The organism is Paenibacillus sp. 11B (genome assembly GCF_030487755.1).
GTDB lineage: Bacteria > Bacillota > Bacilli > Paenibacillales > Paenibacillaceae > Paenibacillus > Paenibacillus vandeheii.
The window spans coordinates 274,080-297,408 of record NZ_JAUKNS010000008.1; the positions used below are offsets into that span (position 1 = coordinate 274,080).

Annotated in this window: 22 protein-coding genes and 1 pseudogene; all 23 read right to left on the reverse strand. The window is 41.2% G+C overall.

Annotated elements, in window-relative coordinates; genetic code table 11:
- Positions 1–30: 30 nt before the first annotated feature.
- Entirely contained in the window at positions 31–567 is a 537-nt protein-coding gene (locus Q0V21_RS28720) for a GNAT family N-acetyltransferase (RefSeq protein ID WP_301881830.1), read from the reverse strand.
- A gap of 246 nt (positions 568–813) precedes the next feature.
- On the reverse strand, positions 814–1,224 hold the full coding sequence (locus tag Q0V21_RS28725; RefSeq protein WP_301881778.1) for an ApeP family dehydratase: 411 nt from the start codon (positions 1,222–1,224) through the stop codon (positions 814–816).
- 292 nt (positions 1,225–1,516) lie between these two features.
- Positions 1,517–2,353, reverse strand: a complete 837-nt coding sequence (locus tag Q0V21_RS28730) for a carbohydrate ABC transporter permease (protein WP_301881780.1) — start codon at positions 2,351–2,353, stop codon at positions 1,517–1,519.
- A gap of 17 nt (positions 2,354–2,370) precedes the next feature.
- The gene (locus Q0V21_RS28735; RefSeq protein WP_301881781.1) at positions 2,371–3,306 is read right to left on the reverse strand and encodes a carbohydrate ABC transporter permease; all 936 of its coding nucleotides are present in this window, start codon (positions 3,304–3,306) and stop codon (positions 2,371–2,373) included.
- A gap of 70 nt (positions 3,307–3,376) precedes the next feature.
- Positions 3,377–4,678 (reverse strand): ABC transporter substrate-binding protein, encoded by a 1,302-nt coding sequence (locus Q0V21_RS28740; protein ID WP_301245133.1) that lies wholly within the window; start codon positions 4,676–4,678, stop codon positions 3,377–3,379.
- 523 nt (positions 4,679–5,201) lie between these two features.
- Positions 5,202–6,326, reverse strand: a complete 1,125-nt coding sequence (locus Q0V21_RS28745) for a GntR family transcriptional regulator (RefSeq protein WP_301881783.1) — start codon at positions 6,324–6,326, stop codon at positions 5,202–5,204.
- A gap of 510 nt (positions 6,327–6,836) precedes the next feature.
- Positions 6,837–7,361 (reverse strand): GNAT family N-acetyltransferase, encoded by a 525-nt coding sequence (locus tag Q0V21_RS28750; RefSeq protein WP_301881784.1) that lies wholly within the window; start codon positions 7,359–7,361, stop codon positions 6,837–6,839.
- A gap of 287 nt (positions 7,362–7,648) precedes the next feature.
- The gene (locus tag Q0V21_RS28755) at positions 7,649–8,017 is read right to left on the reverse strand and encodes an NIPSNAP family protein (protein WP_301881785.1); all 369 of its coding nucleotides are present in this window, start codon (positions 8,015–8,017) and stop codon (positions 7,649–7,651) included.
- Positions 8,018–8,283: 266 nt separating this feature from the next.
- A complete protein-coding gene (locus tag Q0V21_RS28760; protein ID WP_301881786.1) occupies positions 8,284–9,555 on the reverse strand; it encodes a Gfo/Idh/MocA family protein in 1,272 nt (423 codons plus the stop codon).
- Between the two features lie 42 nt (positions 9,556–9,597).
- Complete coding sequence (locus Q0V21_RS28765) at positions 9,598–11,229, reverse strand: type 2 periplasmic-binding domain-containing protein (RefSeq protein WP_301881787.1); 1,632 nt, start codon at positions 11,227–11,229, stop codon at positions 9,598–9,600.
- Positions 11,230–11,272: 43 nt separating this feature from the next.
- On the reverse strand, positions 11,273–12,157 hold the full coding sequence (locus Q0V21_RS28770) for a carbohydrate ABC transporter permease (RefSeq protein ID WP_024633886.1): 885 nt from the start codon (positions 12,155–12,157) through the stop codon (positions 11,273–11,275).
- Positions 12,158–12,172: 15 nt separating this feature from the next.
- Positions 12,173–13,135, reverse strand: a complete 963-nt coding sequence (locus Q0V21_RS28775; RefSeq protein WP_301881788.1) for an ABC transporter permease — start codon at positions 13,133–13,135, stop codon at positions 12,173–12,175.
- Between the two features lie 640 nt (positions 13,136–13,775).
- Positions 13,776–14,819 (reverse strand): LacI family DNA-binding transcriptional regulator, encoded by a 1,044-nt coding sequence (locus tag Q0V21_RS28780; protein ID WP_301881789.1) that lies wholly within the window; start codon positions 14,817–14,819, stop codon positions 13,776–13,778.
- A gap of 428 nt (positions 14,820–15,247) precedes the next feature.
- A complete protein-coding gene (locus Q0V21_RS28785) occupies positions 15,248–15,631 on the reverse strand; it encodes a RidA family protein (protein ID WP_079346636.1) in 384 nt (127 codons plus the stop codon).
- 80 nt (positions 15,632–15,711) lie between these two features.
- Positions 15,712–17,199, reverse strand: coding sequence for a Na+/H+ antiporter NhaC (nhaC, locus tag Q0V21_RS28790; protein ID WP_301881790.1), 1,488 nt, complete (start codon positions 17,197–17,199; stop codon positions 15,712–15,714).
- 32 nt (positions 17,200–17,231) lie between these two features.
- Complete coding sequence (locus Q0V21_RS28795) at positions 17,232–18,407, reverse strand: MalY/PatB family protein (RefSeq protein WP_301881793.1); 1,176 nt, start codon at positions 18,405–18,407, stop codon at positions 17,232–17,234.
- 35 nt (positions 18,408–18,442) lie between these two features.
- Positions 18,443–19,126: a helix-turn-helix transcriptional regulator gene (locus tag Q0V21_RS28800; RefSeq protein WP_301881794.1), complete on the reverse strand. Its 684-nt coding sequence runs from the start codon at positions 19,124–19,126 to the stop codon at positions 18,443–18,445.
- Between the two features lie 228 nt (positions 19,127–19,354).
- Positions 19,355–19,435 (reverse strand): annotated as a pseudogene (locus tag Q0V21_RS28805) (VOC family protein); the annotation flags it as partial.
- A 125-nt stretch (positions 19,436–19,560) separates the two neighbouring features.
- Positions 19,561–20,010 (reverse strand): DUF1569 domain-containing protein, encoded by a 450-nt coding sequence (locus Q0V21_RS28810; protein WP_301881795.1) that lies wholly within the window; start codon positions 20,008–20,010, stop codon positions 19,561–19,563.
- Positions 20,011–20,417: 407 nt separating this feature from the next.
- A complete protein-coding gene (locus tag Q0V21_RS28815) occupies positions 20,418–20,669 on the reverse strand; it encodes a hypothetical protein (RefSeq protein ID WP_301881796.1) in 252 nt (83 codons plus the stop codon).
- A gap of 186 nt (positions 20,670–20,855) precedes the next feature.
- On the reverse strand, positions 20,856–21,542 hold the full coding sequence (locus Q0V21_RS28820; RefSeq protein ID WP_301881797.1) for a hypothetical protein: 687 nt from the start codon (positions 21,540–21,542) through the stop codon (positions 20,856–20,858).
- Between the two features lie 179 nt (positions 21,543–21,721).
- Positions 21,722–22,117, reverse strand: coding sequence for a hypothetical protein (locus Q0V21_RS28825; RefSeq protein WP_301881798.1), 396 nt, complete (start codon positions 22,115–22,117; stop codon positions 21,722–21,724).
- Positions 22,118–22,466: 349 nt separating this feature from the next.
- Complete coding sequence (locus Q0V21_RS28830; RefSeq protein WP_029881540.1) at positions 22,467–23,249, reverse strand: nucleoside phosphorylase; 783 nt, start codon at positions 23,247–23,249, stop codon at positions 22,467–22,469.
- Between the last annotated feature and the right edge of the window lie 80 nt (positions 23,250–23,329).

The window sequence follows — 23,329 nt, forward strand, 5'->3', positions numbered from 1 at the left end:
TGTACCATTCCCTCTCTCTGTTCAACCAAATTACCAATTAGTTTTAGTTAACCTCGCTAACACTCCATCAATGTTATTCCATTCATAAATTAATTCATTAAGGACTTTTCCTCCAATTTTTATTTGAACTGATTTACACAAGTTAGCACCATAATACTCATAAAAATAGCGTGCCTTGTTATCCTCTAGAACATTAACAAATATCTTCTGATAACCCAATGAATTGAATCGAAAAAACATACTTTTAAGTAATTCCTTCCCTAATCCTGTCCCTTGATATTCCTTAAGTATGTAAATTGAAGTCAAATCACCTGAGTCGGGCACCGTATTTGTCTCTCTCTTCCAACAATCAGCAAATCCAATGATTTCCCCTTCTGTGTTCTCTGCTAATATCACAAAATTGTCTGTTTTTCCGATATTTTTAATCCATAATTCAGTTCTTTGTTTATATGATAGATTGGTTAAGAATTCCTCTGGAATAATACCCTCGTATGTACTTCTCCAACTATCCACATGTACTTTTGCAATTCTTTCAGCGTCATTAATCGTAGCTTCTCTGATCTGCAACATAATCATCCCCTAAATTTTTTTAGTAAAACTAATTTTTATAAAAGTATAGAAACAAATTGCAACATACAATTAGTCATTTATATTATTTAGAGTGATTTCTTATAAGGTTCTTGTATTCATGACATCCGACAAAGTCAGATGTGTCCGGCAGATTCTGCTTACCTGAATTACCTCTGGCCGGTACCAAGGGCGTCAGCTCATAGCATGAATCCTCTGTTATCACAAGTTGTTGTGTTCTTCGGATTACTTAATAGTAGGTTGTAAATATATCATGATTTCTTCTGCATTTATAATTACTTGATTTCCTACCGAGGCTACTCCTCTTCCCACTACAAATCCACGCTTGTTTTTAATGATCTCATAGTATAAATCTATCCGATCTCCCGAAAATGCTTGCCCAATCACTTCAATTCCTTTAAGTGAAGAAAGAAATCCTACACCATTCTCTTCTGAAATGACTGCAAAAGCACCTAACTGAGCCAAAGCCTCTATTATCAATGTACTAGGAATAACAGCATTCCGTTCATTCATATACCACTCATTATTTGAAACATTTTTATATCCCTTAGCCCATTTGTTTTTTTCGACTTCCAGTACTTTATCAATTAACAAAAATGGATACCTATGAGGCAGAATATCTTGAATATTAATCATTTAAGAGACTCCTTTTCTACGAATCCACCCATTTCCTGTGTAGGAGCAAATCTACGAATTCGCTTAATGTTTCCATATATATTATTAGACGAAGAGAGGGTTAATCCTCCATCTCCTACATGTTGCTTCTTATGAGTCGTCCAGAGAGCGATAAACTAACGTTCCATCTGCCGCGAGCCTCATTATTATGCAGAATGCATTGGTACGCAAAAAGGCAGCTTCTGCTTTACACAGCGCTGCCTATTTGCTTATTAACTTTTTTTTCAAACAGACCTATCCATCGTTATGATGTTCAACCTTTTATACCGCTAAATGTAATGCCGCTAATAAACGTCTTTTGAAGAAAAAAGAACAAAACAATAATAGGTAATGTCATCAAGGTGGATACGGCCATTAATAGACCCCATTCGGATCCCTTTTGACTCTGAAATTGCTGCAATCCTAGCGAAACTGTGTAAGATGGTTCATTGGTTAAATAGAGCAAGGGGCCCATGAAATCAGTCCAGCTCCCCATAAATTGAAACAATGCCACGGCTAAAACGGCGGATTTGGCTAGTGGAAACATGATCTGTAAATATATGCGGAACTCACTAGCGCCGTCTAAGCGGGCCGCTTCGCGCAGGGCATCAGGCAGTCCCATGAAAAACTGTCTCAACAGAAAAATGTAAATTGGCACTCCAAAAAATTGGGGTACAATCAGTGGAAGAGATGTTCCTACCCAACCTAATTTAGTAAACAACAGGAATAGAGGAATCATCGTCACCTGTCCGGGAATCATCATCACAGCGAGGGTAACAAAGAAAAGTATACCTCTCCCACGGTACTCTAACTTGGCAAAACTATATGCAACCAAGGGACAGGATATGATCACACCCAGCGTACTAACGATGGTTATAATCGCCGTGTTTTTCAGATATGTCCAGAAAGGGATATACTCAACGGCACGGGAATAATTACTCCACAGAATGGGATGCGGGATCCACTCTGGTGGGAATGTAAAGATTTGTGTGAGTGGTTTAAGAGAAGTCGAAAGCAGCCAAATGAACGGAATCAAGAAAAATGCAGAAGCAACAATTAGACATAAATAGGCTAACACTCGATTGATTCTTTTGATAGCGATAGGATTCATCCCTTACTTCCTCCTCCTTATTTCCCTTGATAATGAACCCAGCGTTTAGACGTAATAAAAATAATTCCGGTTAATGCCATAACGATAATAAATAAGATCCAAGCCATTGCGGAGGCATAACCCATTTTGAAATACCTGAAACCGTTCTCATATAAATACATGACGTAAAAAGTCATGGAATTTGCAGGAGTTCCTTGCCCTTTGGTCAACGTATAGGGAAGAGTAAACTGTTGGAATGCACCGATCATTCCCATGACAAGGTTGTAGAAAATAACGGGAGTGAGCAAAGGCAGGGTTACCTTTCTCGTCTTCTGAAACCAGTTAGCTCCATCGATTTGCGCCGCTTCATAGTACTCATCAGGGATGTCTCCTAATCCAGCAAGGTAGATAACGACAGCTTGCCCAATACCCCAAAGCGACATCAGAATGAGAGAGGGCTTGGACCACGACTCACCGCCAAGCCAAGAAGGCCCATCGATACCGATATGCGCTAACATCCCGTTCACCAATCCGAAGTTTGGATGTAACAACCACATCCACAGAACAGCCAAAGCCACTTGTGGAACAAGTGTAGGCAAGAAAAAGATCGTTCTGAATATAGCCATCCCCTTGACCTTCATATTCAACATCATAGCGAGTGCCACACCGAAAAATATACTTAAGGGAACAAAAAATACGGTAAAATAAATCGTGTTGTATATGGATTTCCAAAACAGAGGATCATGAAAAAGCTCTCTATAATTATTCATTCCGACAAATTCACCAGGCTGCAGAATGCTGTAAGTAGTGAAGCTGAAGTAGATGGACATTAGCATCGGAATTGCATAAAAGCATAGCAGCCCTATAGCCCAAGGTGAAGCAAACAGCCACCCAATCACGTTAGTTCTGTGGAGTGCTCGTTTCCTTGCCGATGGAATTGCGTTTACTTGAACTGAATCGGCTAGTTTCGCCATGTGCATTCTCCTTCCATTTGTCATTCTTTAGTAGGCAAGGAGAGAGTTCGCTCCCTGCCTACCGAGCACCCTATTTGTCGTATTTTTCTAAAGCCTTATTAACAGTCTCTGTTACTCTATCCAGGTTCTCTTTCGGAGTACCGTTACCACGGGTAGCCTTTTCCGTTGCGGAAGCTAACTCATTCCACAGCAGTTGTCCTTCAGGAATAACCGGGCGGTTATGTGAATTGGGTAAAATATTGATAAATTCTTTCATAATCGGATCGTCCTTGTAACCATATTTGTCGTTAACCGAATCGATAACGGAAATTTGAGAGTCAGCGTTTAATAACGTTTGCCCTTCTTCTTCCCCTAAGAATTCGAGGAATTTCCAGGCAGCAGCGACGTTCTTGGCGCCTTTAGGAATAATAGCGGAGCCGCCGCCTGACCATGTCGTAAAATCCGCTCCTGTTGGAGTCGGTATCGGTGCAACGCCGTAATTTAGATCTGGCTTAAATTTTTCGATACCCTTCACCGTAAAGTTTCCACTTATCTTCATGCTGACTTGACCGGAAATGAACGGATCCATTTCCTCCGTGCCAGCTGCGCTTGTGAATCCGGCAATATCCTCGACATTGTATTTTTTGCCGAAGTCGGTCATCCATTGTAGCGCTTCAACGACTTTAGGATCATTTGCAGTAATTTTGCCAGTGGCAGCGTCCTGGAATTCTCCTCCAAATGCCCATCCCCAAGTATACAGCCAGCCCTGCGAATACCATGGAATGAACCCGATCCGTTTGAAACGTTTACCTTCCTTGATGGTTAACTTCTCGGCGGCGGCTTCAAGCTCGGCGATCGTTTGTGGTGGTTTGTTGGGATCCAGCCCTACTTCTGTGAAATGATCCTTATTGTAAAATAGCAGGCGAGAGTCCGTATCCATCGGCATTGCATAAAGCTTTCCTTGATAACTGGACTCCTCCCAAGCAAATGGATAATACATTTCCTTACGAATTCCGGATTCTGCTGCCATCGAGGATAAGTCAGTTAGAGAACCTTGCGCAGCCCAAGTACCGACCTTAAACCGGTCGAAAAGTGCAACGTCAGGAGGATTGCCGCCTGCGACTGCAGTCAGCAGCTTCTGATCGGATCCCTCGCTGGATTCTGTATAAACTAATTTCATTTTGATGGTAGGGTTTTTCTCCTCAAATGCCTTTACAACTTTATTCAAATTATCTAAATCAATTGAGGTAAGACCATGCCACATCGTAACCGTTGTTTTCCCCTCTCCGGCCTGATCGCCTGAGCCTTCCTTCGTTGAGCAAGCGGTTAGAAGAAGTAACATAGCCAGAAAGTAAGCAAGAATTGGAAACGCGAATTTTTTGGATCTCCTCATTCAAAGTCCCCCTTAAGTTAAATGAATTAGTTTAACTTGAATTCCTATAAAATCCACTTCATTTTCTGATAAATCCATAATTTATGTAAGCGCTAACAAGATTGATGATATGAATCATTAAAAACAGAAAATCATGAACGAAGTGAATGTGTTATAGAAACCCACTAGTTATACTAAGTATATTAATATGACATCATGAAGAGTGTCAATTGCAATATTACGACATAAATGTTCATGCCTGTATGGCTATAATTAGATATAAATAGACGCTTCGAGGTTCGTTAATCTCCGGTCTCGCAACCACTTCCCCGATGTAAAACAAGCTTTACCATAAGAAAAATGTCTAGCGACATACTTCACAGAAGACAGACCTCGTCTAGAAGAAGTTTTTCTTGCGATATCAGGAAGGTCCTTGCTTCGAAGTTTATATTTCTGATATCAAAAAAAGTGCCGATAAGCCCCTGGGGACTTCTCGACACTTTGACAATATCCTTGCTTTTGTTGAGCTGCACTTGTACTAACCCTACCTGTTATTTTTCACGACCATACGATGTTCAATAATGTTCAGCTCGGGAACTGCTGTTCCATGCAACTGAGAGATTAGCATATCCACTGCCAATTCACCCATCTGCTTCTCATCCTGCTTAATATGAGTGAAGATGGGTTGGCCCAGGTGATCGTTCAGGGAGTCGAAACAAACAATCTCGAATTCCTCCAGAGATTTCCCCATCGAGTGGATGACCTGAGCCAGCATGGTAGCTATTAGAAATTCCGACGCGACAAACGCCTTTACATCAGGGTGTTGTTTCAAAAAATGCTTTACTGTTTCTTTATCACTTTCAATCGCTGTTCCGTTTATGTTCATGGGAAGGGTGCCCTTCAAGTTCGTCAATACATAATCTTTGTTCAAATTCATTCCTTCTTGGGTGAAGGCCAACGTATATCCGAGCAGCCTTTCCTCCAATGTTGAAGTGTTCTCTTCCGGCGGAGATAAAAAGGCAATTTTTTTATGACCTTTGCTAATCAGATGGCGCGTAAGATCCATGGCTGCTTTCTTATTGTCTGTGTATACCGAACAAACCGGAATTCCTTTTAGATATCTATCGACCAAAACAATTGGAAACCGATCTAATACAAGTCGAAGCAGCTCTGAATTATAGTGTTGACCATGAATGGGGGTCACGATTAATCCTTTGATGCCTAAACCAATAAATAAGTCGATCGCGCGTTTTTCCTCATCCCGATCCCCGCAAGTTCGCTTGATAATGAGTTGATAATTATGCTCAGCACTCCGCTTTTCCATCGATCTAAGAAGTTGTAGGCCAAACTCGTCAGAAAAATTCGGTATAATAAACCCGATCAACCGCTTGTCATCCTCAGGAACCAAGGTCGTTCTTACCTCTGAATATTGCTTCGGTTCTTGTCCTCCAATTATACCATCGGCCACAAATGAACCTTTTCCTTGCATTCGTTTGATAACCCCAGAATCTGCCAATTTCTCCAGAGCCTTTTTAGATGTAATACGACTGACGCCAAATTTTTCAGCCAACTCTTTTTCAGAAGAGACTCGGTCTCCTTCTTTTAATCGACCTTCTTTAATCTCTTGTACAATATAGATATATATCTGCTCGTATAAATGCAATTCCACAAAACCACCCTGACATCATAATATTAGTATACTAAGTATATTACACAAGAAGTAATTCGCAAAGTTACTCAGATTACCGACGAACTTCTGTGGCATGGAGTTTTCCAAGTCTACTATGTTAGCGGAATGGATCTCATTACTTGTGTTACCTGAAGGAACAAACACGCAATCTCAACATTTTCCATCATTACTAATATCTCCAAACAAAATTTTATGTATTTGGTCTTTTGATAAAATACCCACTTCTAATTCAGAAAGATACATTTTAGAATCCCCTTTCAGAATTATGTGGAACATCTAGCAACAGGACGTTGCGGTTAAATCACTTACAAGTCTTTGGAGCCGATCTGTCGTATAACGTTCTTGTATTCACGAAGTAGATCCCCCTTAGATAACTCTTATCTTAGGGGGATCGATGTGTCTGCCTGTTTAATCCTCTTTGAAAATGCTTCTGACAGACCCAGGGCTGAATGGCCCGCAGCAGTAATATGGTGTTAATGCCCTCTTGAATTATTCAAAAAATACACTTGGATATTTCAATTCGCCTTTAATATTCAATAATTCATCTTCTTTCAATTCACATACCATGAATACTTCATCTGAAACTTCAAACTGATTTAATTCCAAACCATATTGTCGAGCTGATTTGAATCCAAATTTGGGATAGTATGATGGGTGTCCTATTAGTAATACAATGTAATAACCAAGTTCTTTACATCTCGTTATTCCTTCTTGAATTAATTGTTTACCTATACCTTGTCTTTGATAATCAGGTCTGACGGCAATAGGTGCTAAAACAATTACCTCATGTCGTTTCTCACCTTCAATAATTTCGGCTTTGCTCATTAATAGATGTCCTACTACTTTTCCATGTTCTTCAGCAACAATCGAAAGTTGCGGAACAAAATTACGAGTTGCTCTTATTCGTTCAACTAATCTTGCTTCATCTTCTCGATTTCCAAAAGCAATGAAATTGACATTGTGGACTTGAAGATAATCACTTATATTTTCAGTTCGAATAGTTATAGACATCATGCACCCCTCCCCTATCTTTGTTCTTAAAGTTGGTTACGCTCTGCAATGATTTCATCTAACATTGTTGTGTTCACGACGTCCCACCGACTTAAGGCAGCGAAGCTACTAGGCGTGATGCACTTAGTCGGTGCGGATGTGTCTGGCTGCCTCAGCTTCCCCGATATACCTCGGCCAGACCGAGGGGCTTGTCCCCTGATGCGTGAACATTTTGTTATCGGATGCATCCGACTTCTCGAATAACTCTCAAGTGTTTATCACTTTACTGTATCTCTGATTTTTTAATTGTTCTATACTATTGTCCTAAAATGTCCGTTCTCCTCAGACAGTGTAGTAATTAACTCCTCGTTTCTTACTTCAAAAAGGTATTCCTTGTATACATGATCTCTACCGCCATATCGTTCGTACCAATCAATTATCTTCTTATTGTGTTCTTTATCACCTCTAACATTTCGTTCTATTTCTTCATATTTTTCATAGCTATCATATTCCCAGATAGCAAATATTTCAGTTGTTTTCTCTGAATGTTTAGCCATCCACCTACCAACAAGTCGTGCTCCATTCTTTAACTGATTAGGTAGGTTGGTTTCATTGAAGTGCTTGTTAAATATTTCTACAAAGTCATTACTAACGATATAAAACTTTCTTCGATAAAACATAACTCTGCCTCCTAGAGGATATTGGTATTTAGATTTGTTTTCTCGCATTACGGATGTTTCCGATAACTCTTATTCACGTACTTCGATAAACACTCCACACGTGGAATATTCGCGAAATTATTGTGCTATCCTGCCCGTTAGCCGAGAAGACTGCCGACACAACATGATCGGTATCCTTCTCATGATAGTCGCCCCCAAACGAACAAAAAAGCTATCCCTCAAAATATATTCATACCTTGAGGGGCAGCTTTTCGATACACTGCTGATTATTTAGATAGCTCTTCCTTCACCATAAGCTGACGGGCATATTCATTCAGATCGATAGACTCGCCCCCGTTCAGCCGCGACTTTTCAGCTGCGAATGCGATCAGATGGCTCCGGACGGAAGCTGCAGCCGATGTCAGGCTCTCCTGGCCGTTATAGTGACGCACCTCATCCAGAAAATTCCTCACAATGCCGCTGTCTCCCCCACCATGGCCACTGGTTTGAGAAGGGATTGTGATTTCTGTTTTTTGATGTGTCAAAAAGTCGTACACGGTGATTTGATCTTCCTCACCACGAAGTTCTCCTTTAGTCCCCATGATCTGGATTCTACGTTCCTGCTCAAATGTAAAGCCGCACATACTGAACATGGCCGTAGCTCCACCTTCAAATTCCATATTCACGACCTGATGATCTACCACATTATTGTCACTCCGGTATACACACCGGCCGTAATCGGTATCACGCAAGCCCTGTATGATATTCGGTTTCGTCAGCTCCTGTGTAAAATGCCCTGCCCAACCCCTGAACTGGTCACTCAAATAAAATCTTGGTGCAGAATACGCGCAGGTTGGTTCTATGGCACAATCCAAGCATCGGTCAGTGGAACCTTCGGGTGCATTGCCTTCATGAAAATGTTTAAGAGATCCGAACGAACTGACCTTGAGGCAAGGTTGATCCACGAGCCAGGATAATACGTCCATATCATGGCATGACTTGGACAGGATCATCGGGCTGGATGTGTTGGAATTATTCCAATTTCCTCGCACGAAGCTGTGGGCAATATGCCAGTAACCCACATTCTCATTCAACTGAATGGAGACAATTTCTCCGATACGTCCTTCTTGTATCACCTTCTTGATTGTATTCCAGAACGGTGTGTAACGCAGCACATGGCAGATCGTGAGTAGCCGGTCATTATCTCTCGCCGCTTGTTCCATCTCAAGACATTCCTTCGGATCAGGTGACATCGGCTTCTCCAGCATGACATGATACTTCTTATCTAAAGCCTGCATGGTTGGGCCATAATGCATTCTGTCCTGTGTACAAATAACCGCAATATCAGCCAGCTTAGGTTCAGCCAACAGGGGCTCCCAAGACTCATAACAATGTTCCGGCGGAATCCCGTACTTCTCAGCAAATCTTGCTCTCCTCACTGGATCGGCTTCGGCAACTGCAATGAAGGTAAGCTCGTGCGGATAATCAAGTGCATAGGGTGCATAGCCACCCGCTCCCCTCGCACCTGCTCCAATCAGGACTGCTTTCAGTTGACTCATATTTATTCGCTCCTTTATGATCTGAAATCTACGGATGACCTTCTAATCCGCTTGGGTATAACGGTCTGCTGCTGATTGATAGATGGCTACATATCGTTCTACGCCCATCTTTTGAAGAGCTGCCACATACTGATCCCAATTGTCAAAGGATTCATTACCAGTAATGAATTTGTCACGCATTTCATCTACATACGTTTCAATATCCGTCTGGAAAGTGGTCAGATCCCGCTGTTCTTCCTGTGTGAAATTAAACGGAGGCCAAATTTGATCTTGTGGTAAGATGTGAGACTCTGCTTTTTTCGCATTTTCAATCGAAGTTGGCAGACCTTCAGCACCCTTGAAGTATTTCTGCTTCACAAACCCAGGGTAGTATCCACCCGGCCAAATCAGGTATTGACCTACCGCCTGGTCCAGATTAAGGCCATCCGGGTTGTTTTTGATATTGTCGACATAGTCTACGTTACCGTCTGCGTCTTCTTTATACGTCTCATCTTTCCAGCCCATGAAGAACGTTTTGATGCCCTCATCGCTGTAGAAATAATCCATCCAGCGGATCATGGCCTCTGGATTCTGGGCTTTATCTGTCAGTACAAACATCCCGATATTACCGAGTGGAGAACCATAGGCGTTGTAGGTCTGATCGCCATGAGGACCCTTCAGTACTGGCATGCCAACATAACCTTGCTGATTGTATATCGCAACCGGATCGACATTATCAACGACTCCGATCAGGCTTTCCATTCCTTTAGCATCCACCTCGGTACTCTTAACAGATACAATGTCCTGCTCAAGCAATCCGTCCTTGTAGAGCTTATTCACGAACTGTAACAGCTCCTTGTAATGGGGATCGGTTGGAATAAAGCGTACTTTATCCGTCTGAGGATCTGTATCAATGTTAATGTTGGAGGTTCCATGATTATTCACCCCAAATGAACCTCTCAGGTAGTTCACCACACCAGCCGTTCCCACACCGCCCCAGGCAATCTCGTCCTTCTGCCCGTTGCCGTTCGGGTCCTTTTCTTTAAATGCTTTCAACATATTATAGAAGTCATCTAATGTCTGCGGTTCCTGCAAACCTAATTTATCAAGCCACTCTTGCTTCACCCAAGGTGTTCCGTACAGAACCGACTTGAATTCCGGATCATACAAGGTTGGCAGCCCATATATGTTACCATCCGGCATCGTAATCCCTTTGCCAATAACCGGATACTTCTCCATTAGAGCCTTAAAGTTAGGCGCGTATTGGTCGATCAGATCATTTAGAGGAATGAATGCGCCCTGCTTGCCGTATTTCAGCAGATCCGATCTGGAAAACGCCGAGGCGTAGAACAGCTCGGGGTAAGCGCCGCCTGCCAGCAGGAGATTGCGTTTTTCCTTCAAATTATCCTTCTGCACCGTATCCCACTGGATATGAACATTTGACATCTTCTCATACTCTTTCCAGAGTCTGAGATCGTTCCAGTCCGCATTGGCAAAAAACTTTCCGGCAAATCCGCTCACTTTAATGGTGTCATTTACAATCGGAAATCCACTCGCATTGACTTTGTCATTGGTAGCTCCTTTATCCTTGGTACTTCCCGATGAATCAGCCGCATCCTTGGAACTGCACCCGGCCAGCATCGATACGGACATCATACAAACTAGAGCGATACTCCCCCACTTTTTGAGCGTCATTCTTATTCCTCCCTTTGTCCCATCGATATATCCATACAAGGAATTATCCTTTAATGGCACCAATCATTACGCCTTTAACAAAATATCTTTGCAGGAAAGGATAAAGCATAAGCACCGGTATGTTGGCAACGACAAGTACAGCATACTTGATGCCTTCCACTTCCCTTTGCTGCTTAATCGCAGACTCGGTTGACATTTTGACCATATCGTTCGTCTGGCCTTGAATCAGAATCTCCCGCAAAATGAGTTGAAGTGGAAATTTGTTCTTGTCTGACAGATACAACATTGCGTTAAAGAAGGCGTTCCAGTGCCCAACAGCATAGAACAGAATCGTCACCGCTATAATGGGCATGGATAATGGCAGTATAATCCGGGTTAACGTTTGAATATTGGAGCAGCCATCAATTGTCGCCGCCTCATGCAACTCATGTGGAATCGATTGCTGGAAGAATGTCCGCATAATGATGATGTTCCAGATCGAAACGGCATTCGGAATGATCATGACCCACAATGTGTTTAACATGCCAAGGTTTTTGATTAGCATATAAGTTGGAATTAATCCGCCACTGAAGAACATCGTGAAAACAAACAGGGCCATGATGGCATTGCGGCCTATAAAATCCTTTCGAGATAGCGGATATGCCGCCAGAATCGTCATGACGAGATTAATCAGCGTCCCCACTGACGTATAGATCAGTGTATTGGTATAACCTCTGAGGATATCTTTGTTCTGAAAAATCTTCTCATAAGAATGGAGATTGATCCCCTTGGGCCATAGGAACATCTCCCCGCGCAGGACGGCCTGCGGATCGCTGAACGAAGCACTTAACACAAAAACAAGCGGGTAGATAACAATGAGCGTAATTATAATTAACAAAAAATGGTTAACTATATTAAAAATACGATCTCCTCTAGATTCAACAAGCATGCATCAGCAACTCCCTTACCATAGGCTCGTTTCACTCATACGTTTTGAGATCTGGTTAACAGTGACTAATAAGATGAAATTGATGATGGAGTTAAACAGACCAATCGCCGCCGAGAAGCTGTATTCAGCATCTTGTATCCCGCTCCGGTAGACGTAGGTAGAGATAATGTCCGAGGTTTCTAAATTCAGTGTGTTCTGCATCAGCAGGACTTTCTCGAAACCAATACCCATGATGCTTCCGATATTTAAAATGAACAAAATGATAATTGTCGGCATAATACTTGGTATATTAATATGCCATATTCGCTGCAACCGGGTTGCCCCATCCACACGCGCTGCTTCATGAAGCTGAGAGTCCACGCCGGCTAATGCCGCCAAATAAATAATCGAGCTCCAGCCCATGGTCTGCCATACATCCGACATCACAAACAAGGTCTTGAACCAAGAAGGCTCAGACAAGAAATTAATGGGAGTACCGCCAAACATACCAATGAAATGATTAATGATTCCGTATCGCGGCGATAAAAACATCATCATCATGCCTACGACTACGACAGTTGATAGAAAGTGCGGCGCATAGGTTATGGTCTGAACAAACTTTTTGAATTTTTCCGCCCTTACCTCATTCATCAGGAGCGCCAAAATGATAGGGACTGGAAAACCTACCGCCAAGCTGTACAACCCAAGTCCAAGCGTATTTCTAATTAATCTCCAGAAGAAATAACTATGAAAAAAACGTTCAAAATGTTCAAACCCGACCCAGGGGCTTCCCCAGATTCCCTTCGTTGCAATGAAATCCTTAAAAGCGATTTGAATGCCATACATCGGCAAGTACTGAAAGACAATGTAATAAGCGACAACTGGCGAAATTAACAAATAGAGCTGCCAATTTCGTAAAATGGGGTTCCACTTTTGACGTTTTCTTCTCTTCTTTTCATGTACTGCATTCATTGCAGGTTGTACAGTTGTATTGGCCATGAACATCCCCCCTGGAAATTGTCACTACAATCCTGCCTGGTAAAATGTCTTTGTGTTAAACCACCGTCGTCCTTACGCTGTTCGAAGCAGTACCCACCTTTCTTCCTTGATTTCTAAGATTGATTTAAAGTACTTATATGTTAGAAATTGTTACACAAAGTGAGTGAATAGCGTTAAGAGATGACTTCATTATCTAATGCAAAGGGATTTTTGGGATGTGAAATTGGATCTGAATTTGGATGTCAATTTGGATATATATTTGGATATACACTTGGTTATATTTTGGAGTTTATTTTATGTAAATTAGTAGATATCAGTTTGGATAATAGATTAATGAGTTTTAGAGGATTCTTGTATATTTTATATAAATACTTATTTATAGGGGAATGTAAGCGTAATCAATAATTTAGTTTATGCGATAATCTTAGCTGCTGGCTAAATCCAAAAACATAGAAAATAAATCCAAACGCTTAATTTCATACATCATAATATAGCCCATCGACAGTTGTCAAACATTTTTTTGGCTTTATTTGGATCATTTTTTGGCTAAAAAACAAGAAAAACCCACGCGGATGCATTCCTCGTAGGTTTTATATTAAAGTTATCTAGATTCATATGTAATATAATATCACACAACTAACTAGTCATTTGTACGATCATAAACAGAGGATTCCCTCACAATAAGGGTGCTGGGCAACAAAACTTTATGGAGAGATGAATAACGTCCTTCCAGATAATCGTTAATTAATTGTGCTGCCACTTTGCCGATTTCATATTTTGGAACTTGCACGGACGTCAGAGGTGGTGTCGTATATTGCGCCATAGAAATATTATCCATGCCCACGAAGGCTATGTCTTGCGGAATACGGCCATTTTGTTCAACCACTGCCCGCATGGCAGGAATAGCGAGCATATCACTTGCACAAAAAATTGCCGTCGGCCAATCAGACTTGGGCGTCTCGGTCAGGAGCTCTGTCAGTCTGCTGTAGCTGAGATTCACATTCCAGTTGGTGTTGATAATCCAATGTTCATTCAGATTCAGGTTTGCTTCCAGCATGGCAAATTTATAACCGACATACCTTTCTTCGCTCTCTATTTGTTCCGAATATGCGGGGCCTCCTATAAATCCAATACGGGTATGGCCTTGCTCGATCAAATGACGGACTGCTGTGCGGGCAGAATATATTCGGTCACAGTCAACGACCGGTACAGTAAGCCTTTCGTCATTGAGACTCACACCCAGTACAGTGATATTCTCTTTCTCAAGCAGCTCAAACAATTTTTGATCGTACCAGCTAATTGCGACTATACCTTGAGTACCTGTTTCCTGAAGCATCATCTTGATCCGTTCGGTGTCACTAAGTTCTTCGCAAGTGCGGACAATTGCTGGAGGCAGCCCCATTTCCGTCATTTTAACGTGAAAGCCTGTCAGTACCTGTGAAAAATACGGATGATCGTCCATCAAAACCTGTGGCACGATACAAGCTATCCGTTTGGCTGAGGTAATCTCTTTGCCAATGGATTTGGAGGATTCATCCAAATTGTATCCCAACTCAAGAGCAGCTTCCCTAATTTTCCGCTTTGTCCCTTCATTGACCGGTCGATTGGTATCATTGCTGATCGCGCGCGAAACCGTTGATATGGATACGCCTACACGTTCTGCGATATCTTTTAATTTTGGCATTACAGCACCTCCCCTTGCTCTCTTCATTTGGAGCCAAAATTTATGTTTAGCAATGATCATATCATAATATTGTAATATTTTGGCGTCAATTAAACAAGCCGCGACACGAGTTCTGTTATAATATCAACACGCGATTTTTTCCACTTCTCATAAGCTTTTACTATTTTGAAATGTGAAAGTCTGATCAAGCTTTTAGTGGAAACATGATCTGTAAATATATGCGAAACTCACTAGCGCCGACTAAGCGGGCCGCTTCGCGCAGGGTATCAGGCAGTAGTTTTTCCCGAAAGGCACCCACCTTGCTCAAGTTGATCATAGACCACGAAAATGTTTGGGCTGGAGAATCGCTCAGAGAAATTGTCGCAATTGGTTTGACAATCTGTCCGATAAAAAAGCCCCCGGTTTCCCGGAGGCTCATCGAATACTAGTTATTTTACCGCGATAACTTCAATCTCCACAAGTCCGCCCTTCGGCAGCTTCGCAACCTCAACGGCGCTACGTGCCGGATAAGGCTCCGCAAAGAAGGTGGCATAGACTTCATTAACAGTTTGGAAATCGTTCATGTCTTTTAGAAATACCGTCGTTTTCACTACATGCTCCATGGCATAATCTGCCGCTTCCAAAATTGCCTTCACATTAGTTAGCGATTGCTTCGTCTGCTCCGATACAGAATCCGGAAACTCTCCTGCAGCATTCATTCCAAGCTGCCCGGAAGTAATAATCATATTCCCAAATTGTACAGCCTGTGAGTAAGGACCGATAGCACTTGGAGCGTTTGAAGTTGCGATTGTTTTTCTCTCTTGTTTTGTCATAGAAATTCTCTCCCTTTATCCACGCATTAATGCGCTTTGTTTTTCTCTGTTTTTACAAGCGAGGGGTGTCATCCCCCCTCTTATAATGATTTAGCTGCTTTTGCATCATCATATTCCTTGAGCATTTCCTGCTGCTGCTCTGGAGTCAGCTTGGTGATTCCAAAGCCTGTGAAGCCCCAGATCGTCGCGAAGATAATACCTGTCCAACATAAGATTGCCCAAGGCAAATATGAAAGGGTTGCGACGCCAAGCGTACCAGCCATATAAGCCCCTGCTGCAGTCCATGGCAGGATTGGTTCGACAATGGAAGCAGAGTCCTCAATTGTCCGGCCCAGGTTCTTCGGATGCAAACCGCGGCGGATATAAGCCTCACGTAACATTTCACCAGGCATCAAGATCGATACCTGACCATTGCTTGTTACACCGATCATTGTCAAACCAGTGGCAATTGTTGCCAGGATCAGCGAGCCCGTCGAATGCACATACTTGAGGATCTTATCTACAATCAATTCCAGAGACTTCGTAAGCGATATTACACCAGCAAATGTAATGGCACAGAAACAAATCAACAATGTACCCATCATAGAGTTCATACCACCGCGATTCAAAAGGCGAGGAATATCCGGAATCACAGCAGCTGCATCAAAGCCTTGAATGTGAACCATAGCTACATCGAAGCCGTTAATGACGGAAGTAATTACATCATGCAGTGTAAACCCTTGAAAGATCATACCGTTCGCCAACGCTACAAAAGAGGAAATCAGCATCACCGGTATGGTAGGCTTTTTGCGAATCGACCCGTACAATACGATCAGTACCGGAAGCAGTAATAGTAAATTCCAGTTGAACACTGTACTTAAAGTATCCATAATCGTAATAACCTTCTCAGGAATTGCCACATCCGAGCCACCGCTATTAAAACCAGTGATCAAGTAGACCGTTCCTGCTACGATAAAGGATGGTACTGTCGTATAGAGCACATGACCAATATGTTCATACAGGTTAACGCCAGTTGACAGCGCTGCCAAATTTGTTGTATCTGATAACGGGGACAGCTTGTCTCCAAAATAGGCCCCTGCTACGACTGCACCTGCAACAGCAGCTAGATTCGCATCAAGGCCAGCTCCTACCCCCATAAATGCTATCCCGATTGTACCTGCCGATCCCCAAGAAGTACCTGTACATAAGGAGACAATGGAAGTGACAATGAATGCCGTAATCAGCAAAAATTGCGGATTAATAATATCAAGTCCGTAATAGATCATCATCGGTATCGTACCGCCGATCATCCAGGCGCCAATCATAAATCCGACAGTAATCAGTATCAAGATAGCCGGCATGGTCTTTGCGATTTTTTGCGCGATGGAACCCATAATGTCATCATAGTTGTAACCCAGCTTGATGGCGATGATTCCGGCAACCACTGTGGATATAATGATTAACGGCTCAGGCGGCAATTCGAATAAAACATATCCTAAACATAACAGCAAAATCATAGTAACAATCGGTAATAAAGCTAATAACAGAGTTGGTTGCTTTACCGTCTTTTCCTTATTTGGCATAGCCATTGTAAGGTTCCCCCTATCGATGATGTAAGAAGTTATCTGTTACTTAAAGGGTAATTGCTGGCCATTCGCTCAAAAGCCTCTTGCAATAGCGCCCTGGGAGCACCAAGATTCAGGCGAATAAAACCTTCACCATCCACGCCAAAGGATGAACCAAAGCTTACGCTAACACGGCTTTTATTTTGAATCCATTCAATTAAATCGCTTTCGTTTCTGCTAAGGGCAGTACAATCTACCCACAGAAGGTAGGTTCCTTCCGCTCTCACGATTTTTAGTTCAGGCATATGTTCAGTAAAAAAATCTTCTGTAAATGAAATATTATCCGTAATATAAGATCGAAGCTCGTTAAGCCAATCATCACACTCCGTATATGCGACATCCAAAGCAGGGATGGCAAAAAAAGTAGGATTATGAATGCCAGCTTGGCGTAACCCATGTTGAAACTGATCTCTTAACTGCTTGTTTGGGATAACAATGTTAGCGATTTCAAGACTTGCTAAGTTAAAGGTTTTACCTGGCGAAGTGCAAATAATGGAACGCTCCGCAATCTGCTCTGATAATTTCGCGATAATCGTATGCTCATGTCCTTCGTGAATAAAATCGGCATGAATGTCATCCGATACGAGCAATGCATCATAACGAATGCAGAGCTCGGCTATACGTTCCAATTCCACCTTTGTCCATACACGCCCAGTCGGATTATGTGGAGAGATTAACAGAACAATCTTGACCCCTGCACTCATTTGGCGTTCCATTTCATCAAAATCGATTTCATATCGTCCATTACTAAGTACCAGCCGACTCTCTACGAGTTTTCTATCGTTGATTTCAACAGCATTAGCGATAGGTTGATATGCCGGAGTATGCATCAAAATTCGGTCACCAGGTTCTGTGAATCTCTCGATTATAATCGATACGGCCTGTACAATCCGCGGGCAGAACACAATCCATTCTTGAGGTACATCCCATCTGTAAGCTTTATCAAGCCAATGTTGTACGACCTTATAATACGGAGGGAACGCATCGGTATATCCGTAGATTCCGTGCCGCGCCATCTCGCTCACCTTATTCACGACTTGAGGAGGCGCTTGTATATCCATATCCGCAACAGAGAGAACGATCATATCATCCCCCAAGCTGTTCACTACCCCGTCCCATTTCGCGCTATTGGTGCCTATTCTGCTAATCACTTGATCAAAGTTATAGCTCATGATCTCACCTTCTTGTTTTCCATCTAGATTTCTGTTTATTTCAGCTTTTGTAAATAGCGATATACCGTAGGTTCAGATATTGATAAAGAAGCTGCTACCTGTGAAACGCCGCCTTTCAGTAAGAAAACTCCAAGCTCGTTTAATTCGCGGACAACTTCAATCTTCTCCTGCGATGACAAACGTTCCGGCGGAATTTTTAATTTGCCAATGACAGAAGTTATCATATGTTGCAGCAGATCATCTGCATTTCCTTGCAGGTACTCCGTTGTTTGCTTTTCTTCTTTCGACTTTTCAGCAGCAGCAGCAGGCATTACATACGGGTTAGGTCCTCCTTGTAAAATATGTTGAACCCATTCAGCCGCTACTTCCATATGAGATACGTCAATATTCAGGCAGAGCAGGCCAACCAGCTTATTCTGATCATTCTTTATATAGTAGGTAGACGATCGGAAACTCTGACCGAATTTGCCTGATGCTTTGTAGTTGGCTATATACTGTTCCTCATGATAAGCTTCTGATTTGAGGATTCTCAAGACAAGGTCAGTGGATGCATCGCCTACTTCACGGCCACTAATATATCCGTTCTCAATAAAAACAATAGAGTGCTCCGGATCACTGATATCATGTACGACGACTTCACATTTAGGTCCTATAATTGCCGCGATAAATGAAGCAATCGGAAAAAATCTCTCAAGATACTGACGATTCTCAATCTCCATCACTTTGGTCTCCTTTCTCTTCTTTCAACAATGTATTTTTATTGTACGAATAATAAATTATTATCTTGATAAAATAGTATCACAGTTATAAAACGCTTTCAACTTTTTTTTTTGTGGATGACCCTCATTTAAATAAAAAAAGCCTGCACGATCACTCCTGTGATCTGTGCAAGCTTCTCACTCACTTCCTTGCATTTAGTCGATAATACAGCTAAATTACAACTCACGTTATTTTTCCAAAAGCTCGATCAGTCGACCTTCAGGATCTTCAATCCAAATAAACTTTTCAAATTCACTAATCTCTTTTTGGTGCGGATGTGTCCCGGTAATTACACCTTCGACTTTTCTTCCGGGAGCGAGGGGGCCCGCCCTACAAAGAGTGAACATATTGTTATAGGATGTCAGCACCTACTCTGAATAGCTTATTTCATTAACTATACGCCAAACTGTTTTAAATGATGATCTAGATGTTTATATATGCACTTGCCCCATTCTTCAGGAGAAAGTTTACCAAAAAAAGGATGTGGTCGGGTTGTACATTTCTCAGGTCCATTATTTTGAAACGTAATTATATTTTGTATTAATGTTTCTTTTTCCACATCAAAGTATCTTTCATCTACAATCATGATATTGGGAATTGTGGACATATTCTTTGGAAGTGGCTTATCGTTATAGACCATGGGTTTTACAAACTTTCCTATAACTAACCCAAGCCAGCTTCTTGATGAAGAAGAGTTCCCCATCGCTATTTCCTGAAAAGATGAGCAATGAGCTAACATTTGCGCGACATTCATTTTTCCCCAACTCGGTTGTGAATCTGGACGTAATTGTTTGATACGGACAATAATTTCATTTGTATGATTTTGTTCAAAAATGCTATTCATTAGAACGATTCCTCCTGAAAAAAGAGTTTTCTTGCGCTGATTTCCTATAACCTTCCTGTATTCACGACCCAGTGTATGCTGGGTGTCCGGCGAATGCCGGACCAAGGACGAATGTACGCAGCGTGCATATTATGTTATAGGATGTCAGCCGATTCTCTGAAACACAAATCATTCTTGTACCATTCCCTTAAGTCAACTATATTTCTTTTTTAATATTTCTATATGTTCAAGTGAGATTTCTGTGATTTTCGAAATGTCTGATGCTTCAAATCCTAGTTTTAGAGCGTTTCTTGCAATTTTCAAACTATGCTTTACTTTAGTAATCCGATCTTTAAGTAACACATCTCCAAAATCCAGATACTCATCAGCGATCTCACCGTTCAAAAAGAACTCTATATCATAGGTTCCTATATGTCTTCTACGTAGAATATATTAATCGAGCAAAATACCACAGCTTCTGTTGTGTTAAAACTATATTTTAGGTATATGGCCCGCTCTTCAAGAGTTATTAATTCATCATATAATTTGCCCATAAAAGTATTGTGATAGTCACCTTTATTTTCATCACGCCACTTCCTATATGTCTTCCAATAATGTTCTTTCGTACGTTTCACCGCATTATACTTGCTATCCCATTCAAGTAGAATATCTTTATTCACTCAATCACTTCCCGTCGAAAGTATGTAAGGTGTAGTTGATCCTCTTTATATGTTGCTGATTTCCTATAACGTTCCTGTATTCACGACTCAGCGTATGTTGAGTGTCCGGCGCATTCTGGATCCAGGACGAATGTCCGCATCGTGAATATTATGTTATCAGATGGACTATGACCTCTTCGAAAATACTTACAAAAGTCCTTCTCCCTCTAATATTTGCTTCGAAGGCAGATCTACCGCTAGCCATGTAGAAACATCTTCTTCTATCTTTCGATTCCAAGCTGTTAAAAAATGTACTTGGCATGTCTCATGAGATTGAATTCGTGTCATAGGAACTTCAATACCTTTATCCGAATTTATAATAAAACCATACTTCTCAAAATCAGAATTCAAAGCTAGAGATTTAGGAATCCTATCGCCTTGGTTTCGTCTTGCCATTAATAAGGGGCCGTCCTGGGTTCCTAAATGTAATCGGTATTTCTCGTTCTCATACTCAATAGCTTCAAGATCTTCCCCGGTATTAGATCCGTAATCTTTCCAGCTATATCCCTCCCGCCAATAAGCAGAAAAACTACACGTATCGATCTGGTGATTTTTATTCGGTTTGATTCTAAATACGGCTCCCCAACATTCCTCTGCTGTCAGATGTGAAGCAAGATCGAGCTTCGGTTTGCAGATCACTAACTCGCAATCAAATAAATCGTAGCCATATTGGTATAATGATCCACCATGTTTAAGCCGAAAACATTGCGTTGAAAGATAAGACTTGCTGGAGACAGAAAGTAAAAATTCAATGGTCCCTAGGGGCGTAGATATCGAAGGTTGTAAAAAATCAATTTCTTGAATTAAGGCTTCTTCTCCATGAAAAAGCTTCATTCTATTCCTCCTTCATAGTCTTTCTGATAACGTTCAGGTATTCATGAACTTGCGCAGCAAGTTGTCACATGAATTCACTACCCTGACAAAAGCATTACAGTGACCAAGGCGTAGCCGCTGCGTGAATACTATGTTTATCAGAAGTGAAAACTACCTTGAATTACTTTCATTTTCTTCAATTATTTAATTCTCTTTAAGATATATGTATTAATTTGAAGGGTATCATCATTAACATAGACTGGGTGGACCGATTCAGAACTATCACCAATTATTGATATATAATTGTGTCCATCTTGATAATCCAACTCATAACCACCTGTAATTGTTGGAAATTCAATTGATCCGTCTCCAAGTATTGTTATTACGTTATCCTCTTCAAAATGCTCTGCAATTCTTAAACCTTCATATATTCTAATCATTCCATGTGTCGAAGTGAATTTTTCTAGATTAACCTGTTCGCTTGTTACTTTCCATTCACCAATTATTTGATCTATTGCAATTTGTTTTTCAGAACATCCTATTAATAATAGAAAAAATATCATTGCTGTACTCACAAATATTAATTTTACTTTCACAAATTCACACCTCGATTTTTTATAATTGTAATTTCTGATAACGTTGTTGTATTCCCGACGCCCCACCACTTTAAAGGAGCTCGGAACCATATGCGAAGCCGGTTCCCGACTGAGCGCGACCGCGCTTAGGTGGTGCGGGTGTGTTACCTGAATCCAATTCCCCGAAATGCCTCTGGCAACCAAGGCCCCTTTTGGGGCCACAGCGCGAATACAGTGTTATATGTTGTAGCCGCCTTCTTCGATTTCGCATAATTTATTTATGTTGTCATATTTACATTTAACTCTTGGTTGTCTATTTAGTATTTCCCTTTTTATAAATGCATTAATAAATGGATTAAATCTATTCCAGTTAAAAAGAACTGCATATCCGCATTGATATTTGAACAAGGTTTATTCTTATTTCTGATCTGCTATTCCAACTTCGACTATCCCATTCGACACCACTTAAATCATCACCGCCATACAAGATAATACCTAATTTTACATTTCTAAATTGTGAAACAGCCATAAATGCTGCTGCTTCCATTTCTACAGTTACACACCCTTCTGCTTTCCGCAACTCAACCTTTTCTTTAGTCTCTCTATAAAATGAATCTGTCGTCCAAGTTTTGGCCTTTATATACTTGATATTATGTATATTAAAATCGTCCTCAATAATTTTTAATACCTCTAGATTACATTCAATTTCTCTTGATGGCTTAATGTAATGGTATGATACTCCTTCATCTCTCACTGCAGAAACGGGTACTATTACATGTCCAACAGCAATGTCTTTTTTTAATACACCTGCACCACCACAAACTATAAATTTCTGAAAACCATAGGCTATCAGTTCTTCTAAGAATCCTGCTGAACCTGCAGCTCCTAAATACCCCAAAGTAATATGTACTTTTTTCCCTTGATAATATGTTTCATATATTGGCAAATCTACAGTCTCGCAATGTAGACTTGCAACTTCTTTCAACTTTCCCTCCGTTTTCATTTTTTCAATTACATCTCTAAAAAATGTTATGACACAGTATTTAAATTCTTCTTTTGGATTGATAAAATTAGTTGCCTCAATTATTGCAACTCGCGATTCATCAAATTCCAATATCGGGAATTCTTTACTATCAATTTTTTTGCTCTCCATCTCACTTACCTCCAAAGTAATTTAAATTTTTTTATTATTTCTTTGCGGCTATTACATATAACGTTACTGTATCCACGATG

Coding starts and splice junctions, on each gene's coding strand:
- Q0V21_RS28725 (WP_301881778.1), bottom strand. CDS start 1,224: ATGATTAATATTCAAGATATTCTGCCTCATAGGTATCCATTTTTGTTA.
- Q0V21_RS28730 (WP_301881780.1), bottom strand. CDS start 2,353: ATGAATCCTATCGCTATCAAAAGAATCAATCGAGTGTTAGCCTATTTA.
- Q0V21_RS28735 (WP_301881781.1), bottom strand. CDS start 3,306: ATGGCGAAACTAGCCGATTCAGTTCAAGTAAACGCAATTCCATCGGCA.
- Q0V21_RS28740 (WP_301245133.1), bottom strand. CDS start 4,678: ATGAGGAGATCCAAAAAATTCGCGTTTCCAATTCTTGCTTACTTTCTG.
- Q0V21_RS28750 (WP_301881784.1), bottom strand. CDS start 7,361: ATGATGTCTATAACTATTCGAACTGAAAATATAAGTGATTATCTTCAA.
- Q0V21_RS28755 (WP_301881785.1), bottom strand. CDS start 8,017: ATGTTTTATCGAAGAAAGTTTTATATCGTTAGTAATGACTTTGTAGAA.
- Q0V21_RS28760 (WP_301881786.1), bottom strand. CDS start 9,555: ATGAGTCAACTGAAAGCAGTCCTGATTGGAGCAGGTGCGAGGGGAGCG.
- Q0V21_RS28765 (WP_301881787.1), bottom strand. CDS start 11,229: ATGACGCTCAAAAAGTGGGGGAGTATCGCTCTAGTTTGTATGATGTCC.
- Q0V21_RS28770 (WP_024633886.1), bottom strand. CDS start 12,157: ATGCTTGTTGAATCTAGAGGAGATCGTATTTTTAATATAGTTAACCAT.
- Q0V21_RS28775 (WP_301881788.1), bottom strand. CDS start 13,135: ATGGCCAATACAACTGTACAACCTGCAATGAATGCAGTACATGAAAAG.
- Q0V21_RS28780 (WP_301881789.1), bottom strand. CDS start 14,819: ATGCCAAAATTAAAAGATATCGCAGAACGTGTAGGCGTATCCATATCA.
- Q0V21_RS28785 (WP_079346636.1), bottom strand. CDS start 15,631: ATGACAAAACAAGAGAGAAAAACAATCGCAACTTCAAACGCTCCAAGT.
- nhaC (WP_301881790.1), bottom strand. CDS start 17,199: ATGGCTATGCCAAATAAGGAAAAGACGGTAAAGCAACCAACTCTGTTA.
- Q0V21_RS28795 (WP_301881793.1), bottom strand. CDS start 18,407: ATGAGCTATAACTTTGATCAAGTGATTAGCAGAATAGGCACCAATAGC.
- Q0V21_RS28800 (WP_301881794.1), bottom strand. CDS start 19,126: ATGGAGATTGAGAATCGTCAGTATCTTGAGAGATTTTTTCCGATTGCT.
- Q0V21_RS28810 (WP_301881795.1), bottom strand. CDS start 20,010: ATGAATAGCATTTTTGAACAAAATCATACAAATGAAATTATTGTCCGT.
- Q0V21_RS28820 (WP_301881797.1), bottom strand. CDS start 21,542: ATGAAGCTTTTTCATGGAGAAGAAGCCTTAATTCAAGAAATTGATTTT.
- Q0V21_RS28830 (WP_029881540.1), bottom strand. CDS start 23,249: ATGGAGAGCAAAAAAATTGATAGTAAAGAATTCCCGATATTGGAATTT.